16 protein-coding genes are annotated in these 19,022 nt (G+C 52.7%); all 16 read left to right on the forward strand.

The window, feature by feature from the left end; all coding sequences use genetic code 11:
• The first annotated feature begins 399 nt into the window (after positions 1-399).
• The 16 genes from ACSV5M_RS02910 (at position 400) to ACSV5M_RS02985 (ending at position 18,969) form a co-directional block, all read left to right on the forward strand.
• Complete coding sequence (locus ACSV5M_RS02910) at positions 400-993, forward strand: DUF4255 domain-containing protein (protein WP_439174060.1); 594 nt, start codon at positions 400-402, stop codon at positions 991-993.
• A 59-nt stretch (positions 994-1,052) separates the two neighbouring features.
• Positions 1,053-1,874, forward strand: a complete 822-nt coding sequence (locus tag ACSV5M_RS02915) for a hypothetical protein (RefSeq protein ID WP_439174061.1) — start codon at positions 1,053-1,055, stop codon at positions 1,872-1,874.
• A gap of 60 nt (positions 1,875-1,934) precedes the next feature.
• Positions 1,935-4,133: a phage tail sheath family protein gene (locus tag ACSV5M_RS02920; RefSeq protein WP_439174063.1), complete on the forward strand. Its 2,199-nt coding sequence runs from the start codon at positions 1,935-1,937 to the stop codon at positions 4,131-4,133.
• Positions 4,134-4,162: 29 nt separating this feature from the next.
• Positions 4,163-4,621, forward strand: coding sequence for a phage tail protein (locus ACSV5M_RS02925; protein ID WP_087465587.1), 459 nt, complete (start codon positions 4,163-4,165; stop codon positions 4,619-4,621).
• Positions 4,622-4,703: 82 nt separating this feature from the next.
• Positions 4,704-6,167 carry a hypothetical protein gene (locus ACSV5M_RS02930; RefSeq protein WP_439174066.1) on the forward strand — a complete coding sequence of 488 codons (1,464 nt, stop codon included), beginning with the start codon at positions 4,704-4,706 and terminating at the stop codon, positions 6,165-6,167.
• Positions 6,160-6,633 carry a phage tail protein gene (locus tag ACSV5M_RS02935; protein ID WP_439174068.1) on the forward strand — a complete coding sequence of 158 codons (474 nt, stop codon included), beginning with the start codon at positions 6,160-6,162 and terminating at the stop codon, positions 6,631-6,633. The genes ACSV5M_RS02930 and ACSV5M_RS02935 overlap by 8 nt, the downstream gene beginning before the upstream one ends.
• 1 nt (position 6,634) lies before the next feature.
• Entirely contained in the window at positions 6,635-7,549 is a 915-nt protein-coding gene (locus tag ACSV5M_RS02940; RefSeq protein ID WP_439174069.1) for a CIS tube protein, read from the forward strand.
• 3 nt (positions 7,550-7,552) lie between these two features.
• Complete coding sequence (locus ACSV5M_RS02945; RefSeq protein WP_439174070.1) at positions 7,553-7,711, forward strand: hypothetical protein; 159 nt, start codon at positions 7,553-7,555, stop codon at positions 7,709-7,711.
• On the forward strand, positions 7,704-8,753 hold the full coding sequence (locus tag ACSV5M_RS02950; protein WP_439174071.1) for a phage late control D family protein: 1,050 nt from the start codon (positions 7,704-7,706) through the stop codon (positions 8,751-8,753). Before ACSV5M_RS02945 ends, ACSV5M_RS02950 begins: the two co-directional genes overlap by 8 nt.
• A 9-nt stretch (positions 8,754-8,762) precedes the next feature.
• Complete coding sequence (locus tag ACSV5M_RS02955) at positions 8,763-9,401, forward strand: phage baseplate assembly protein V (RefSeq protein ID WP_439174072.1); 639 nt, start codon at positions 8,763-8,765, stop codon at positions 9,399-9,401.
• Entirely contained in the window at positions 9,395-11,080 is a 1,686-nt protein-coding gene (locus ACSV5M_RS02960) for a hypothetical protein (protein ID WP_439174073.1), read from the forward strand. The genes ACSV5M_RS02955 and ACSV5M_RS02960 overlap by 7 nt, the downstream gene beginning before the upstream one ends.
• A 2-nt stretch (positions 11,081-11,082) precedes the next feature.
• Positions 11,083-11,454: a GPW/gp25 family protein gene (locus ACSV5M_RS02965; protein ID WP_439174074.1), complete on the forward strand. Its 372-nt coding sequence runs from the start codon at positions 11,083-11,085 to the stop codon at positions 11,452-11,454.
• Positions 11,455-11,458: 4 nt separating this feature from the next.
• A complete protein-coding gene (locus ACSV5M_RS02970) occupies positions 11,459-13,624 on the forward strand; it encodes a putative baseplate assembly protein (protein ID WP_439174075.1) in 2,166 nt (721 codons plus the stop codon).
• A 19-nt stretch (positions 13,625-13,643) separates the two neighbouring features.
• Positions 13,644-16,037: a hypothetical protein gene (locus ACSV5M_RS02975; RefSeq protein ID WP_439174076.1), complete on the forward strand. Its 2,394-nt coding sequence runs from the start codon at positions 13,644-13,646 to the stop codon at positions 16,035-16,037.
• Positions 16,037-16,963: a hypothetical protein gene (locus ACSV5M_RS02980; protein WP_439174078.1), complete on the forward strand. Its 927-nt coding sequence runs from the start codon at positions 16,037-16,039 to the stop codon at positions 16,961-16,963. Before ACSV5M_RS02975 ends, ACSV5M_RS02980 begins: the two co-directional genes overlap by 1 nt.
• Positions 16,960-18,969 carry a hypothetical protein gene (locus tag ACSV5M_RS02985; protein ID WP_439174079.1) on the forward strand — a complete coding sequence of 670 codons (2,010 nt, stop codon included), beginning with the start codon at positions 16,960-16,962 and terminating at the stop codon, positions 18,967-18,969. The genes ACSV5M_RS02980 and ACSV5M_RS02985 overlap by 4 nt, the downstream gene beginning before the upstream one ends.
• Positions 18,970-19,022 lie beyond the last annotated feature (53 nt).

Genomic DNA, 19,022 nt, shown 5'->3' on the forward strand with positions numbered 1-19,022 from the left:
TGTTAGGACAAAAGCTTTTCTTGTGGCCCGCAGTTGCGTACTCATCTTACAAGACGTGCGTGCCCACCTTAATAAGGAGGTTCGTGTAAGGAGGTGCGTGCTCCCGTACAAACTATCGGCTTTACTGTTGGCGGCACGAATGTGCCCATAAAAGCGGGTAATTTTTTACCCGCGCGGGCCAAAATAACCCATCACTTCGTGTGCTGCCGCACACAGTAACCATAGGGTTTTCCGCCGGTTATCGGACAGAACCTGGTGCGTATTTTTTTACCCGCCTTACATCACGCCAACAAAAAAATAACTTAATTTTCAATGGGTTATTCAACACATTTCAACTGGCATAGAGCTTGCTCAATGGATTACAAAGGTTAAATTCACGGGAAGTGGAGGCATCACAGAGTGGCATCGTTCAGAGCCGTTCCAGCCATTCTGGAAGCGTTAAGGAATTTCCTGGAACTGCGCGCAGAAGCAGATCTTGCCAGCTTCATTACCTCGCCAGGTATTGTCATCCTGGGGACCAAAGAACTGGATGCGGAACCGACGGGTAATCATCTCGGCATTTATTTGCACCGTGTTTCGGTAGATCCATTCGGCAGGAACCGGTACCTGAATTCCACTAACACCACCAAGCCCATGCAGCCGGAACTACCGATCAATTTGCATTTTCTGCTGGTGGCCTGGACCGATACCGGTGAAAACGAAAGTGCGTTGATCAGTTGGGGCTTGCAACACATAGGTGCCTCGCTGGAGCTGGATATCTCCCATATCGGCGGTGCGGATGAATTTTGGCAGGACCATGAAAATGTGCAGATTATTCCGGAAGAAATGAGCACCGAAGATTTGCTGCGCATATGGGATGGCTTGCCAAGAAGCTACAAATTATCAGTGCCTTTTCTGGTGAAGACGGTGCGCTTGTTGCCGGTGCCGGAACGAGTCAACGGACCACGGGTACAAACCCTTGTCACGCCGATGCATGTGATAAAAGGCAGCTGATTAAGAAAAAAAGGTTGGCGTACCTGAAGACAAAAGCGGAATCCTTGAAAGGAATTTTTATGTTGATGTCGCAATTGCTCGAAATTCCCCTGCGCCATGGTAGTGATTACATTCACTGCTACGACGCCACCGGTTTTTCAGCGCCGGATCATCGCCCCATGGTGCATGATAACTGGGCAATCACCTTGCATCAGGCACCACGCGATTTACGCGTGCTTCACAAAGCGCATCAAGCTACGTTGTTTCGCCGGGAACCGGAAACGCTGCAACGCATTGCAAAAAAGGATGAAACAGATTTTACCCGGCCCGCTACCGACACTTATTTATTGCGTGGACTCATCTCGCCGGTCCGCCGTTATTTTAATCCGCGGCGCTTTACCATCAATGCAGGGCAGGGCGCAGGACATTGGCTAGCGCTTTACCGCTCACCTTCGGGTACAGCAATTCCGTCTGCCGGTGCGCTGACCGGCACGCTGATGTTTGATGCAGAGGATGATCAACCTGTTACGCCCGCCGCCTGGGCTTTGGTCACGGCAGTGGTTACACCGACAGTAGGTAACCCGCTACGATTCATCGCACAGGCGGATGCGCACGGCGATTTTATCTTGCCATTAAACCGTATGCCGGCCCTGGCTAAAGACGCACCTGCATCGAACTATGCTGCCGTGTTGACGGTTCAGATACCGGAACAGGTTGAAGAACAAGCCGAGACTGCTGGCGAAATAACAGCGATAGACCCGGATCAAGTTATTGATGCAAACATTGAAAGTTTTACTGACGCCGGGACTTTTTTACCGTCCATCGAGTTCGCCATAACACCGGGTAACACGATGCGAATTGTCAGTCGGGATCAACCCTTTGTTGTGCTCAGACAAGGTTAGACATTTTTTACCTGAACATGCCGTTACGGCCCCATTAACCTACGCAAAAGGAATCTGGTCATGCCGGAATATCTTGCTCCTGGAGTGTTTGTCGAAGAAGTCAGTTTCCGTTCAAAATCTATCGAAGGTGTAGGCACCAGTGTGGCCGGCATCGCGGGGCCAACCCGTTATGGTCCTGTGCGTGGTACGCCGGAAGTTATCACCAGCTACAACGAGTTTGAGCGGATATACGGTGACCCCGGTTCCCTGACCTTTGGTGACGAAACCCATCTGAATTATACCGCCCTGGCCGCACGCGCTTTCTTTGAAAACGGCGGCAAGCAATTGTTTGTTACCCGCGTGGTTAACGGCGGTAACGATACCGACGCTAATGGTTCCGGCAGTTCGGCAGGAACAGCTGGTGTTGCAGAGGGCGGCTTGGATATTGAGGCACGCTTTCCCGGTTCAGGCGGCAACTTTGATGTCGAGGTGATTTGGGAAGATGCGCAGAATCTTCTGAAAAGTAGAAATTATCCAGACGTCGATGAAATCCCCGAAGGTTCAATCGGTTTATTGGTATTGGAAAATATAGAGGCGGGTCAGTTACAGGGAACCGTTACTCACGACGGTGGGAATTTTCCGTTGCTGCGACTGAGAGTACTAGCTGAAAAAACGGCAACGGGATTTACCTTTCTTGAGGATACCAGCGCGCAAGTAACCAATGCAGCGGCAGGAGATGCCGATCCGGTGACTGAATTTATTGATGTAGCTGATTTAGGAACCGGTGTTACCGATAGCGTCGCTACCGCGCGGTTTGATCAGTTCAGGGTGACTTATGCAGCCCAGCCTGCCAGTGGCCCTTTAGCTGATAATACGCCAGCCGAGCTAGTGCTTAATGAGGCGGTAGATATTGTCGGATTTACCGGGCTTAATCTGGGCGGCAACAGAATTATCCGCGGATTGGTGGATGCGGATGGTTTGGTTTTCACTCTGCCGGATATAGAGTCAGAAAATAATTCGTTTGACCTTGCCGTACTTGCTATAGCGCCTAACGCGGTGAAGTCGTTGCACGTCCTGCGGGAGTTCTCCCTCGACGTTATCCGCCGTAAAATCGGTGTTGAGGATGAAGGGATTCCCGGTAAAGGTGAGGTGGTTTATCGGGCCGCTGGTTTGTCGCTCGATAGCGATAAAAAAAATTTCGTCTCCAAAGTGCTGCGTCAAAACCCGGAAAAGAAATTGGATGGATTAACCCAACCGATTGCCGTGGAAGCTGAAGGTACTGTTGAGCAGTTACACACTGCGCTCTTCACTTTATTTAACTCCGATTTATTAAACCCCGGCGAAGATTCCTTCGATGATCCGCGCTACATCATCGTGCTGGAAGGTGGCACCGATGGCAGTTTGCCGATTGCCATTGATTACGCCGGTGAGACCGATGAACAACAAGGTTCAACGGGGCTGGCGGCATTGGAGGAGATTGAAGACATTGCCATTGTGATGACACCGGCGGCAGCGAATGATCCGGATAATCACCAGGCAGTGGTGTCCGAATTGCTCAAGCATTGCGTGAAGATGCGTTACCGCATCGGGCTGGTGGACAGCCGCGAAAATATGAGTTTGTCTGAAGTGCGCGCCTTCCGCGATAACTTTGACGATTCCCGGCTCGCGCTCTATACACCCTGGGTGGTTACCTCTGATCCTACCGGACAATCACAAACGATTAATCTACCGCCTTCCGGTTTTATGGCCGGTATCTATGCACGTACCGACGTTGACTTTGGTGTGCACAAAGCGCCCGCCAATACACCGGTCCTGGGTGCACTGCGCTTCGAGCAGGATATCAATAAATTCCAACAGGAGTTGCTCAATCCCAACGGCATAAACTGTTTGCGTTCCTTCGCCGGTCGCGGTCACCGCGTGTGGGGCGGGCGCACCTTATCCAGCGATCCGGAATGGAAATACGTGAACGTGCGGCGCTATTTCCTGTATCTCGAACGCTCCGTTGATAAAGGCACCCAGTGGGCCGTGTTTGAACCCAACGGTGAAAAGCTCTGGGCGAACGTAGTCACTACGGTGGAAAGCTTTTTATTCAATGAATGGAAAAATGGCCGCCTGCTCGGTAGCAAACCCACCTCCGCGTATTTTGTGCGCTGTGATCGCAGCACCATGACTCAAAACGATATTGATAATGGCAGGCTGATTTGTGAAGTGGGTGTGGCGCCGTTGCGTCCCGCTGAATTTGTCGTTTTCCGGGTCGGCCAGAAAACGGCTGATGCTTAATTTCTTCAGCCCCTAGAAAGGAATTGATTATGCCTATTTCACGAGAAACACCTTATTCAGCGTTTAATTTTTTGGTGAATACCGGCTTCGGTGGCGAAGAAGAAGTCATCGGCGGATTCTCCGAAGTTTCAGGATTAAATGCAGAAGTCACCGTGGCAGAATACCGCGCGGGTAATGCCAAAGTGAATTACGTCAGCAAAATATTGGGCATCCACAAAAGCGGTGATGTGACGCTCAAACGTGGCGTGATCGGTGCAGAAAATATCTGGGAATGGTTAAACCAGGCCCGGGACGGCGAGATAACAGCCAAGCGCGATGGCATCACCATTAAACTGCTCAGCGAAAATCGCCAGCAAACCGTGGTGACCTGGACACTGCATGGTGTTACCCCCATCAAGTGGACCGGACCCACCCTGACGGCCAAAGGCGGCGGCGATGTCGCCATGGAAGAGCTGGTGTTGTCGGTGGAGATGATTGAGGAGTCCTGATACGTGTTCACAGGGTTCGCATGATTTAAAACATATAAACCATGCATGTATTTAACGTGCAAACGGGCAGGGAACGGGTGCAATGAATTTTGATGGCAAGCGCATATATCTCGATCCGGAACCGGTGGTGGACCGTCAGGCTGCCTTTGAGGTAGTGATGATCGGACACTGCCCCGGTGCGGCAGACAAGCGTGTCCTGTTTGCTCATCAAACCATGGCCCCGGAGATAGCCGCGTTGGGTTATGCCGAACCACTGGACGCACTAAAGAAAGATATCGATCAACCAGATCCGTTGTACAACTTGCCCATCCCGCTGTATTCCCTGGCGGAATTCCTGCAATTATTCCCGCGCGAAAATCCGGCGACTGTGTATCGCAGCCGCCTTGCGGGAAGCCAGTTATGGTTGCCGGCAGCCGTTGAAGATTTTTTTCGTTACAGCGGCAGCCATGTGCTTAAAAAATTGTGGATCATCAACGTTGATCAGATGCTGGCGCAACATGCCTTCATGCCCGACGAGCAGAACACCACACTGGATACTCGTGCGGGTAATGCGTTTATGCGCGCGCTGGCGTTGCCCCGCGCAGGTTTACTGGTGATGCCGGACCTGGAGCGTTTACAAATACCGGCACAGATTGAAGGCGTGCCACACCTGCGCATTGCGAACCCGGTACCGCAGTTTTTACCCTGCAGTACCAACCTTGAGGACGGTGTGCGCGAGCGGCGTAACAGCGAAGAAATGCAGCAGGCTCCGGAGCCGCGTGCTTTCGGCACACTCTTGCGGCCTATGCTCGCATCGATTTCCCGTTTCCGCCCCGACCTGCGTTTGTTGATCAGTTTACCCTTTGATCGCGAGCTACTTGGCGAGGTACCGCAGGAATCGCGCAGTGCGCTGACGGATGTAAACAATTTGCAGAAAAGCCAACTCGCGGATGCTTTGCATCGCGTGCAGATAATTTACCCGTACGTGCGCGATTACCGCCGTCGCCTGTTGACCGCAACGGGGTTGCTGGCAGGGAAGATGGCAGAAATTGTGGCCAGTAAAGGTGCCTGGCGATCTGTTGCCGGCATTCCACTGGCGGGACATTACGAACCCTTTCCGCGCCTGTCGCAACAACACATCGAAGTATTGCGCAACGACAAAGCGATTGGTGTGCTGCGTTCGCGCTTGCAAAAAACAGAGCTTGATGATGAGCGCCTGTGTGGTGGTGTGTTTGGCGATCAGACCGAACATGCCCGCAGTGGTGAGATCTCCCGCTTTCTGGGCTGGGTGTATCGCGAACTTGAACGCTTGGGTCATCAGTTACTGTTCAATGTCGACCCGGCTGACCCAAAGCCGTTAATTGTGTTACAGGATTTTTTTAATCGATTACATCAGCTGGGCGCGTTGCGTGGCAAGACGGCTGACCAGGCATTTACTATTCAACGGCTGTTAAGCGACAACGATCCTTCGACTCTGATCTTCACTATTGATATCGCCCCGGCATTTCCTATCGATACCATTCGTTTGCGGTTGCAACAGGATCGCCTGGAGATAAGCCGTGGCTGAATTCGTTCCGTTTCGTTTTGTAGTCAGCTTGTACGCTATTGATGGCGATAAAAACTCGCCCATTTGTCAGGGCGCGTTCAGCGAAGTCTCCGGTTTTGAATCGACCATGACACCCAAAACAATGAAGGAGGGCGGACGTAACTGGGGCGAAATCCAGTTGGCCGGTAACACCACCTTTCCGGCCATCGTATTAAAACGCGGCGTAACCTCGGTGCGCGATTTATACAGCTGGTTTGATGTGACGACTCGCCAGGCGAACTATGCCTACCGTATGACCGGCATTATCGAAGTGTACGACAACAACCGCTTTACTCAGGACATTAAACCGGTGTTGAGCTGGAAACTGGAACGAGCCATGGCAACCAAATTTAAAGGTCCGGATTTATCGGCCAGCAGCAGCCAGGTCGCTATCGAAGAACTGCATCTGGTTCACGAAGGTTTGTCGCTGCAAACGGAGGGTCAGTAACATGAGTACTAGCCCACCCTTGACCAAAGCCGTATTGATTCCTATGAATGGCGATCAACCGGAAACCGATGAAACGCAGCATATCATCGTCCAGTTTAATCCCACGAGTTTGCGCGTGACCTTGTCGAACACGCTCAAGGCGGATAATGCCGGTGGTGAAACCTCCAGTGCAGCGCAGTACATTGATAAAAGTGAATCGACACTGGCAGTGCAGCTACTTTTTGATACCAGTGTGCCGGGGGCGGTGAATGGTTCACACAGTGCCAACGGTAAGCCAAAAACTGAAACACAAACGCGCGCCGCCCAGGCTAACCATGAAGCCAACACCGATGTGCGTTTGTTGACCAAAGCCATTGCCGATGTGTTCATGCAACCGCAGAATCCTGAAGCGGAACGACCCAGTGCGCCGAAGCGGTGCCGGTTCCAATGGGGTGCTTTTGTTTTTGTCGGTATGGTCAGTAGCTACAACGAAACGCTGGATTATTTTTCATCGGAAGGTGTGCCCTTGCGCGCGACATTGGCACTGACGCTCAAAGAAGATCGCTATCAATTTGAAACTGATCCGAGCGTAACCGCCAGCGGCCGTAACCAACCCAGGTTTGCCCCCGGCGGTGAAGATGTGAGCGCCGCCAGCGCCACCCGCGCTGCTAATAAAAAGCCTCAACAATGGCGCGAGACCGCGTTGTTTAATGGCATGGAAAATCCACGACTCAGTGCTCAGTCCGGTTTATCAATTCCCGGCGTCAGCCTCGGCGCAAGTGTTGGCATCTCAGCAAATGCAGGGCTCGGTTTTCATGTGGGAAAATCTGCTGCGCTGGGCACTGGTATTCCCGGCGCTTTTTCATTGAAAACAGAAAAAACCATCAAGGGCAATGTGACACTGCGGCTCGATGCGCACACGGAACTGGAGGGGTAACTCATGCCGTTGATTATCAATGAACTGGTTACCCACGTTGAAGCACCGGCCGATCACGCGACACAATCGGCAACCGCAACCGGTCTGGATGAAGCGGAGCAACAGGTGATGGAAGCGCTGGCGCTCAGTATGGAACGTGAGGAGCGGTTGAAAATTGACTGAAGAAAATATTGCCACTGTCAACGCGCGCCCGCGTATTCGTCTGCAAAACGAATTGCGCCCGGAATTAAATTCAGCCTTGCTGGATATGCGTATTAATTTGCCCTTGAGTGGTATGGCCAATGCGGAAGTGCGCTTCGTCAATTGGCGCAGCAACAGTGCGGACGGCGATGCGGACTTTGCTTTTCAATCCATCGAACACGGCGACCGTTTAGAGATCCTGGCGGGCGACAGCGATACAGAACCCTTGTTCAGTGGCGAAATAACCGCTATCGAAGAACGTTACGGTGACGGTGCTCCGCAGCTGGTGCTGCTGGCAGAAGATGTGTTGCATCACCTGGCGCGGAGTCGGCACAACCGTGTCTTTGAGGACATGAGCCTTGATGACGTAATCACGTCGCTGGTGCGCGACCTTGGGCTGGACACGGATATCCAGGTCAGTCAGTTACAAAGTACCTGGCATCAGATGAATGAAAGCAACCTGGCTTTTATTGCGCGCTTACTGGCGCCCTATGATGTGAGCCTGCGCATTGACAATGGCAGGTTGCGCGCAAAAGCCGAAGAGCCGGATGCACGACCCGAACCGCTGCACCCGCAAAATAATATTCAGCACCTGCGCATTGCCGCTGATCTTAATCATCAACCCACGCATGCGCACGTCAGGGGATTTGATCTGGGTACCCATGCGGATTCTGACAGTGAGAACAATGAATTTCCCGGTGCGAGTGACACCACGGCGGTGGATATATTGCAGGATTTATCCTGGGGACAAACGGAGATTTTTCCGCAACCTTTCGCGCGCACACAACTGGAAGCCCAGGATTGGGCAAAAGGGCGCTTTCACCAGAAAGCCAAACGTTTTTTATACGGCGATATTTTATGCAGCGGCATCGCCAGTATGCGAGTCGGTCGCGAAGTGGAATTACAGGGTGTAAGCCAACGCTTGCAAGGCAAATATCAAGTGGTGGATTGCCAGCATTGTTTTGATGCGCAGCGCGGTTATATCACGCACCTGAAAGTGCAACGTGGTGGCTGGAGTGGTTGATTAATTGTTATGAATCATCAGGCCGGTGTATTACAGGCGTTACACCTCGGGCGGGTACTGGATAACAGTGATCCGGAAACCCGTGGACGGTTGCAGGTGGAGATCTTAAATACCGGCATGCAACTGTGGGCCACCTGCATGACCAGCAGTGCGGGCCAGGGTTATGGCATCAGTTGTTTACCGAAGGTCGATGAAATTGTGGTGCTGGCTTTTTTAAGTCCGGAATTGCCAGTAGTGCTGGGCGCTGTCTGGAGTGGTGGCAGCAGTCATCCCGGCGATGCGCAAGCGGTGGAAGATAAATACAGTTTGATTTCGCCCCAGGGTACGCGGGTGATTCTTGATGATAGTGATGGGCCGAAAGTCAACATTCAAACCAGCAGCGGCTATCACCTGACGATCACTGAAGCTAGCGGTGGCGAAATCAAGATTGAAAAGGGTAGTGAGTCGGTAACTCTGTCTACCTCGGGCATCAGTATTGTCAGTGCATCAACGGTTGAGGTGCAGGCTTCGCAAGTGAATGTGAGTGCGGGAATGGTAAAAGTGGACGCGGCGATGAGCCAATTTTCGGGCGTGGTGAAATGCGATACCCTGATCGCCACCTCCGTGGTCGGTACCAGTTATACACCGGGAGCAGGAAACATATGGTAAAGCATCACGGCATTCGTGTTACGGCGCCTTATTACGCTGCCAGCAGTGACGGAACCATGTTGCACCGTTATCTGGATGATCAATTCATTGATCGCTTCCAGCGCGAAGCCAGCACCGGCAAACTGGCAGGACGCAGCGCACAACGCTGGTTGACTGATGATCGCTTTGGCAAGGATCGCGTGGTGTTGCGGCTGCCGATTCATCGCACGTTTTATGTGGTGTCCTGCGAGGTGAGTTGTGATCGCCAGGGGCAGCCCGCGTTAGATCCCGCGCGCATTGTGTCTGCCGGTTTGGTGGTGCGCAAAGGCACACCACACAATTACCAGACCTGGCAGGTACGCGACGGCGTGGCCATTGGTTGGCGCCCCGCCAATGCCATCGATCATGAGCAGGAACCGGATCATTATCGTCGTTTGCTGAAACGCGGGTTTATAAAAAGTAAACCGAAAACACCGCCTTACAGTGGCGAACAAACTCACCCGCTGCATACGCAACTTGTCGCTCAACAAACAGAGCAGCACAGTCGTAATCACACCTTACTGTTTGGTTATTTACCTTTAAGCGGTTCTGTTGAGGCGAGTTTGGCCAGCGATGTGGAGGACAACACAACATCACCGGCAGGCGCTACACAAGTGTCCGCCGCCGGACAACTGGCGGAGCACGAATGGCCCTTCGGCAGTTGGGATGTTAACAACGATAAACCTGTCTGCGATTGCAGCGGCCAATTGTCAGAAGTGGTTGATGAAATTGCACAACATTTCCACTGGCACCAGGAAACCGGATTGCAGGTGGACAACGGCATACCGACCCGCGCATTTGTCGGATTGTTACGCACGCTAATGCAACGCTATCAAGTGTTTGATGTATCCATTGAAGACAACGAAGCCCTGCGTTATCTCTTATCCCAGATTTATTTTTACGACGGCATTGTGGTGAATGTGGGTGTGGCTGGTGATGCGTCGACACTAGGTCGTCCGGTAGTGGAGACGCTGTTGCATTACCTGCAGACACATTGCGATGACTTGTTTATGTGGCTGGCGGAACTGGATCGACAAGACATTCTGCATGCGAAACAAAATCTGGCTCCACCTGCGCTTTCTGTGTTGCCGGGCATCAATAAGGATTTATACATACGTGAAACCCAGGCCGCCAATTTGCGTGAGCAATTGGTGCTGCGCGCAGAGCAAGCTGAACAATTAATTGAAAAATCCCTGCCGCTGCCACGCTATACCCAGGGCAAAGACGATTATTACTTTGTGGTGCCGTTTGTGCGCTATCGCAACGACTGCGGTGATGAAGCCATCGCCTGGGGTAGCCCGAGCCAATCCTTTCGCGTGGCTAGTCCGCTGGATGCGGAAGCAGCGCGCCCGGTGGTGATTCAGTTGCCTGAATTCCAGGATCTCAAACGCGGCTTTGCCAAAGGCGTCACCTTTTTAACGCCCAGATCCATGGCAGAAGCGCTGAACAGCGTGGTACCGGATATGGAATTCAAAAAACAAAACAAAAAAAATCGCCTTGATGCATGCCTCGGTTTCAGCATCAGTTTCAGTATTCCGATTATCACCATCTGCGCGATGATCTTATTGATGATCATCCTGAATTTGTTGAACCTGATTTTTTTCTGGCTGCCTTGGGCATTCCTGCAACTGCCGCGTTTGTGTCGCAAGCAAGGATCATGACGATGCCATCGGTCATCAGTTTTCCGTTGAGCGGTTTTGATAACAAACGTTTGCCTTGGTCGACAGGCAACCAGAGCGTGCGCGAAGTGATCTGGAATATCTTGTTGACGCAACCCGGTGAGCGATTGATGCGTCCGGATTTCGGGGCAGGATTAAAACAATTTATCCATAAACCCAACAATGAAACCACGCGCCGTTTAATGGCGGATATGGCGCTCAAAGCCATTCAACGCTGGGAGCCGCGTATCGATATCCTGGAATTAACCGTCAGCACCGAACCGGCGCAATTGAACAAGGTTATTTTGAGTTTACGTTACCGAATCAAGATGACCGCCGAGGAAGACAACCTGGAACTGGGACTGCAATTGAGTTAAGACGATGCCAATACCCATTACATCACTCGATAATCGAAGTTTCGACGACCTGGTGGCTGAAGCACGGCGGCGTTTGCAAACGCATTTGCCCGAGATGCAGCCTTTGGTCGAAGGCGATCCCATGTTGGCCTTGGTTGACGTGTTCGCATGGATGACAGAGTCCGTCATCTACCGCGCAAACCTGATTCCCGAACGTCAACGGCAAGCCTTTTTAAATCTGTTGCATTTGCCCATGCGGCCCGCACAAGCCGCGCGCGGTATCGTTTCAATTGATACCAAACCGACAGGGCCCGGATTACCGCCGCTATTGCGCAGCGAAAGTACACTGGCGGCAGGCGAAGTGATCTTCAGCACGCTCGGTGAATTACAGTCCACGCCTCTGGCGATGGCGGTGATGACCAAAGAGAGCGTCTCTGATTCAGAATTGGATTCACTCGGTATACCGCGGCACAGTTTGCGCGAAATCTACGGTGTGAAAACCAAAGCGTTTCGCCCGCGCAGCTTCAGCGCCGGTAAGGACACACTGGACCTGGCGCACAGCCAGGACAAACGTTTTTATCTGTTATTGCATCTGCCGGATAAAAAGCTCGCGGCGCCGGCGATCATGGAAAAATTCCGTGAAAACCTGGCCGGACAAATTATTAATATCGGTATTGCACCACTGGATGATCAACCGGCGGAGATTGCGGAGTCACTGGCGCCGCGCACATTACAGTGGCACATCATCTGGCAAAAAAATGCCACTGATCGTAAAGCCATGTACCTGCCGCTGGAGGTGATTCAGGACACCTCTAAAGGTGGGCGACAAACTGGCGTGGTGCGTTTGCGTTTGCCTAAAAGCGTTGGGGTATTGAAATCCCAATTTGCGGGCGATCCACAATACGCTGGCTTCGCTAATACGCCGCCGGAACAACCCGCCGATATTCCGCCGGAACAGATAGTGTGCTGGTTGAGTTTAAGTGCACCGGGCGAGACAGATCTCAAGCTGGGTTATTTGGGCATTAACGCCGTCGATGTGATTGCCCAAGGGATTGCGCGCGATCAGGTGATCGGCATCGGCGATGGTCGGGTAGGCCAGGTGGCGATGTTGAATCGTACCGATGTAGACGCGGCCAGCTTACAGATTGAAGTCAGCGAGCACGGCACCTATGTGCCCTGGCAACCGGTTGCCCATTTCGCAGCGAGCAGGCCGGACGACCGCGTCTACCGTTTTGACAGCGCGACCGGAACCGTGCAATTCGGCGATGGTATTCGTGGCAGCCGTCCCGCACCCAATGCGCGAATTCGTGCGGCTTATTATCGCTACGGTGGCGGCAGGCAAGGCAATTTACCGGCGGGCAATATCAAGCAGTTGATTACACCCGCCAGCACACAATTTTTATTGCGTCACGAGTGGCGCACCGCTCACGGCCTGGATGCAGAAACCGTCGCCGAAGCAGAACAACGTATTCCAGCCCATTTGCAACATCGCAATCGCGCAGTGACCCAACAGGATTTTATTCAACTGGCTCGCGATAACCCGGTTGCCCCTGTCGGTCGCGCTGAAATGATTCCCGGTTTATTGCCAAACAACAGCCTGGCCAGCGTGCGTTTTAATGTACCTGGCGTGGTCAGTTTATTCGTCATGCCGCCTGCATTACCCGCGTTTGCTGCTGCGCCCAAACCGACCGTGGGTTTATTGCGCGATGTGTACACCTATATGGACGAGCGCAAATTGCTCGGCACCGAATTGTATGTACTCAGCCCGGAATTTATTTCTGTCGCGCTGTCCCTGAGCGTCGAAGTGATTGACCCCGGTGTTCTGACAGAAACCCTGAATGCAGTGAATCAGGCACTGTTGATTTACCTGTGGGCTTTGGCACCCGGCGGACATTTGGCGCAAGGCTGGCCGATGGGACGCGCGCTGGAAGTGAATGAATTGGTTACCGTCGCAGCCCGCGTGAATGGCGTGTTGGCGGTAAATCATGTCCGCTTGTTTTATCAAACACAACAGGGTGACTGGGTAGAAACAGACAAGCTGTCGTTACAGAAATACCAGCTACCGGAAGTGATGACAGTGGAGACACACGAAGGCGAAGCCTTGCCGCCGCCGCCAGCCATCACCAGCGGCATGGGCAGCGACGATGACGACGATGCAATCGCCGTCCCGATCATTCCGGAATTATGTTAATTCATAAGGTTTAAAACGAATGGACAGTTACGGAACACAATTTCAATTACTTAGCAGCGCCGGTGATTTTCGCACCGGCGGCTTTGATCATTGTGTCTGGGATGAGTCCGTGGCCTTATTTCGCCTTGCGGTTCAGCAGGTGCCGCGCGTGTCGGTCATCAATCGCGCCGGCGCATTTTTGCAATGGCAGGAAGCGCGGCCGTTAGTTGAAGATGCGTTTGGTCAGTTAGGCTTTTTAAGCGAAGACCGCCAACAACTTTTTTACGCACTCAATTGGCAACAAAAACAGCGATTTGATGCAGGCGATGCAAGCGCAACAGCAGGCCCTGTGCTGGCGAGTAGCCAGGGTACCGTCGGTGACATCGCTGCTGCTATCAGCCTTGATCCGGTGGATGCGCCGGAAAACACTCAGTTTATGGATGTGCATCTGGGTGGTGATGGCCGTGTTGCGCTGGTATTTCAAGGCGCAACGCAACGCGGTTTGATAGTGGTGCATCTTGCACGACGCTGGCAATTGCGCCTGGATATCGAACATGAAGCGCAACGTGTGTGGGTGGACTACCTGAATCGTATCTGGGTTGTGGGCAATAACTGGTTGGGGTTATGTCAGGGCGAACCTTTACCCCAGGCTTATCAAAAACGCCGTGATCGCTTTGAACCTTTGCAGGAAAATCCTCACCCGCTGCAACTTCACTGGCAACAAAACCTGCCGGATGACCTGCGGATTATTGCCGTCTGCGCTGACGAGCAACAACTGTACCTGTTGCTGATGAATCAGAGTACCGACAAACAATTACTCATGGTGCGCAGCCTGGATGATGACCCCGCTGCGGTACTGTCCACTTGGCACTTACCCGATTCACCCTTCTTTACTGACGTTGCTGTGCTGGCACCGCACAAGATCGTGCTGATGGTCCCGCAGGAAAATACCGCCGATCCCGCGCTGGATTTACCAGTGATGCTCCTGCACGAGGGTGGCACTTTTACGCTTGAACCGCGCCGTTATCCGCAACACAGCCAACAGAGTGTGCGCTTTGTTACCGGCCAACGGGGCATGGTGCGCTATCTGTCGGAGCAGGGGCCCAAACGATTGTATCCCTTGTCGCAAGCGCGGTTTAAAGGCGAGGGTAGTGCCATCCTCAATCAAACGCTCGATTCCGGCAATTACGATACGGTGTGGCACCGGATGTATATGGAAGCCTGTATTCCACCGGGTTGCGAATTGCGTATTTTTGTAAAGGCATTTGATGATTTTGATAAGGAGGGCTCCGATTGGCAACAACAGCCAGCACCGCTCTGGTCGTCGCGCCATTCTGAACTACCTTTTTATCGCGGACGTTTCGAGCCGGATCAGGATCACGAGGGGCTATTTGAAATTCAACTACAACGCGAGCGCGGCGCCGTGCGGCAAATTCGCGGTCGTTACCTGAAATTAAAGATTTCCATGCGCGGTGACGGGCGGCATACACCAGCCATTGCGAGCATGCGGGTGTATTACCCGCGTTTCTCCTGGCAAGCGCATTATTTGCCGGAACATTTTCATCAGCAGGACAACATCGACATTAACGATCAACGCACGGCTAATGGTGCCGATGTGCGTGAACGAATGCTGGCCAGTTTTGAAGGATTGATGACACCGATAGAAGAAACCATCGTTAACGCCGAATGTTGGTTGTATCCGGCAACCACACCGGAACGACGCCTGATGCGTTTGGGCGCTACCATCGCATCCACCATGTCCGCGAGTTGGCCAACAGCACGTAAACGGCGCTGGCTGGAAGTGGAAGGTTATCTGCAACAAATCAAAGGCACCTATGCAGGCCTTTGCCTCGCGCTGGATGTCGCCACCGATGGCGCCGTCAGTCGCGGCCAGATTATTCCAGTGGAAAATTATCGCCTGCGGCGCACGCTGGCGACCATTATCGGTATTGACCTGGATGATAACGATCATCCGCTGACCCTGGGCACCGGCCAAAGCGGTAACAGTATTGTCGGTGAATCGCTGATCCTGACGGACGAAACCGCGCAGGAATTCCTTGCGCTGTTTGCGCCGGAGTTGGCAGAAACCTCCGAACAGCAAGAAGCTGTTACAGCGTTTTTTGATCGCTACGCTTATCGCCTGTCCATTGTCTTGCACGGCGATGCACAGCCGCTTCGCAAGGTGATTGAACAATGTCTGGTGCAACAGATTCCGGCGCATCTGGAATGGAAAATTATTGAAAGTGACTTGCCGTTTGTATTGGGGCTCTCGCCCTTGCTGGGCATTGATACTTACTTGCAACATCCCATGCCCTGGCGTGAGGTTATTCTGGATGATACCTGGTTGGGCCGCGAAGGCGTCATGCGTAATCATGCGGCCTTATCGCCCACCGACCTGTTGTATGGCAATCGCGGTTTTACGGGAGAACACTGATGAGCCAATTCACACTTGAAGAACACCTGCAACAGGACGCCGATTTTCACACGCCGCTGGAGCGCGTGAATTTTGAAGCGGGGATGTTGTTAGGTATCGATGCGACGCGCGCGGAACAGGCTTACCATCGCTTGCGCATCAATCGTCACAATTACTGGTTTCACGGTGCAGGAACCCTGGTGGGTTTTGCCGTAAAACTGGACCCGCCGGAAGGCAGCGAAACAGAAGAACCCGGCGAGGAACCGGCCAATATCAGTGTGCGTTTGATTGTCACACCCGGTATTGGTGTTGATGGTTTGGGTCGTGAAGTGATGAGTTTTGAACCCTATTGCGTCAATCTGCGCGATTGGCTGGTGGCGCAGATTGAGCAACCCGAAGGCAATCAATTATTGAGCGATGGTTTTATCGAAGGTGACACAGTATTGAGTTTATTGATCACCATGCGATACCACGCTTGCGCCACTGGATTACAACCGGTATTAGCCCGCAAGATCAACGCCGGAACCGACCCGGTACAACCCAGCCGTGCACGCGACAGTGTATTGCTGGAAATTATTCCCGGCCCCACACCTTCCGGTACAGAAAATCCCTGGCGCGGTTTGAATCTGGAAACGGTTGATCCGGAAGCGGATTTCACACCGACAGAAACGGCGTTTATGCAAGCAGCCCATACGTCAGAAGCGCAATTTTATGCGGACAAGGGTCGCCTGATTTACGCCATTCCAGCGACCAATCGTGCATTGGAGATTGATGGTGATATTGAGGATTTATCCCGCACCTTGTTGGCACAAGTACGCATTCCGCTAACGGCGGACCTGCAACCCGATATCGATCCCGCCCGCATTACTGTTAATAACCTTGTGCGTCCTTTCGTCAGCACGGCAAACCAGCTGGCGTGGTTGAGCAGACAGGAGCCTACGTCATGAGTTTTTTTCAAAGTCCGTTTAATCCGGTAAATTTTGCGCTGGCTGAAGATAAAGCGCGCAATATTTCCAGTATCGATCCCAAGCTGTCGCGTACCAACTATTACGATGGCCGCTTACTCAAAGCTTCGGATTTAATTCGTGATCAACTTTATCTGGATGAACGCCTGCGAGAAGCGGGTCGGGTCATCGGACAGGGTATTGTCCGGGGGCTCGATATCCAACTCACTGACGAAGGACGGCTGCTGGTCACACCGGGATTAGCCATTGCTCCCTCCGGGCGTATCCTGGAGCTTGAACAAGAAACCCTTGAAATTAATCTTTACGATCCGGCAAAGATGGCCGAACTGAATCCCGGCTTTCGTTATCTGGAACGGGGATTGTATGCCGTGGTGCTGGCCTACGCGGAGAAGGGCGAAGGCAGTGCGGAAATGTATCCGCGCGACCTGGAAGCAGAGCGCGGGTTTCATTTTAATGTTTATGCGGAAGGTGTTGTCTTGACCTTGCAGGCATTGCCCACCCGCTACGTGTATTCAACCAAATCCTCGGGGCAACGGTTGCACAGCTCGGTGGTATCGCGAGCGGCCTTGGTGCGGGATTTTATTGTGACGCATCGCACCCAGCCAGCGGAGTTGTCCGAGAATGGTGTAGCCTTGGGATTACTCGCCGTCGAAAATGGCAAGCCACAATGGCTGGACCGCGGCCTGCTGCGTCGGCAACACCGGCCGGCCCAGTCGCGCTACAACCTGCAAATGGATTTGTTTTATCACTACGAGGAACTTTTACAGGACGTATTAAAGTTGCGCCAGCAAAGCACCCGCGAAGATCCTTTTCCCGCTGCGCATTACTTTGATCTGATGCCACCTTTTGGCTCAATCCCCAAACGTTGTGTCGATCCCGTCAATGGTTATCAGGGTTACTTTCCCGAAGGTTTTGAGGTCAGTATTGCGCCGGTTCGACTCGACGACATCAATGCGATTGTTGAGCAGAGCAAGGCGCTGGAACCCATCGACCTGCAAAAAGATACTGATGTCGATATCGTCATCCTGGTGCCGCTGAGCGACCACGAATTTTCTTTGCGCGCACGGCAGCTCCAGCACACGCGTTCATTGTCGGAAAGCGAACGTGAATTCCTCCACCCGCCCCATCTGGATGATTATGCACTGCGCGCGTATGGCGAAACTACGCACGAGGAAAATACCGATTCAGCTATCTGGAATGCAATCTGGGCCGGTGACAAAAATATTCTCTATGTGAGGCGACCAACGCGTGTGGCAGAGACCCAGGTCAGCGCCATCGTTCTGGCAGCAGGACGCTACGAAGACCTGCCGGATATTGATGCTGAATTACCGCAGGATGTGGAGGAACTGGAAGCACGTATTGATGAACTGGAGGAAGACAACGAAGCCCTGCTGCTGGAACTGAATCGCACGCCGGATGAACGTCTCGACGAAGCCAGGGCTCTGATCGACGATCTTAATGAACAGATTGAGGAACTTGAAGAAGCCCTGGAGGCTGCGGAAACTGGCGATGATCAAACCGCCGCCCTGCGCGAAAGAGTCAGCCAACTGGAAGAAGAAAATAAGAATATCCTCGCAGAACAGGAAAACCTTGAAAAGAAACTGGCCGAGGCTGAACAACGGATCAAGGAGTTGGAATCCGGTAATGGCGGTCCATCGGTGTCCATTGAAGACATTCTCAAGCGTCGCCCGGTAAACGACGATACAGCCAGGAAAGCTGCGCAGGAATTGCACGAAAATACCAAGGATAACCCCCGCGCGCTGGTCGCGATTGTTGATGCCTTGCTGGTGATGCCCGCCCGCTACGATGCACTGAACTGGCCGACGCTTGCCATTGTGGCAAAACAAGAACAACTGTCCGATCTGCTGGCTTTATTCGAGAAAAATCCCGATACCCGTTTGCCTGAACTGATGGCGAAGACCGGCGAGCAATTCAAGCTGGATCAACAGCTGATGGAGCAATGGAGAAAACTTGCTGAATCGGAATAGTGTGGTTAGCAAGTGTTATTGACGAGCGAACTGTTGGAGTAAACCGTCGGAGC

Origin of the sequence: Cellvibrio sp. ARAG 10.3 (assembly GCF_051846955.1) — a bacterium.
Classification (GTDB): Bacteria; Pseudomonadota; Gammaproteobacteria; order Pseudomonadales; family Cellvibrionaceae; genus Cellvibrio.